1 protein-coding gene is annotated in these 358 nt (G+C 45.5%); it reads left to right on the top strand.

Annotation, left to right across the window (positions count from 1 at the left end; all coding sequences use genetic code 11):
- On the top strand, positions 1 to 358 hold a 358-nt coding region (locus Q4528_RS12910), incomplete at both ends, for an alpha-galactosidase (RefSeq protein WP_303521878.1).

Here is a 358-nt window from a genome sequence, read left to right as displayed (position 1 = left end):
GTATCGCAATCATCCTGAATGGGTATTGGGCCAAACGGGTTACGAGCAAAAAACCGGGCGCTACCAATACGTATTAGATTTACAGAATACCGAGGTATTCGACTACTTGCTGGAGCGACTCGATAGCTTACTTAGCCAATATGCTATTTCATACATCAAATGGGACATGAACCGAGAACTGGTGCAGCCTAGCCATTTAGGAGAAGCAGCAGTACACCGCCAAACTAAGGCTTTTTATGCCTTGGTGGATGAGTTAGCTAAACGCCATCCTCAGTTAGAAATTGAAAGCTGTTCTTCGGGAGGAGGGCGCATAGATTATGAAGTGCTTAAACGCAGTCACCGTTTTTGGTTATCGGAC

The sequence above is a fragment of the Staphylococcus pasteuri genome (assembly GCF_030547725.1).
Lineage (GTDB): Bacteria > Bacillota > Bacilli > Staphylococcales > Staphylococcaceae > Staphylococcus > Staphylococcus pasteuri.
This window is presented reverse-complemented; position numbering and strand designations above follow the sequence as displayed.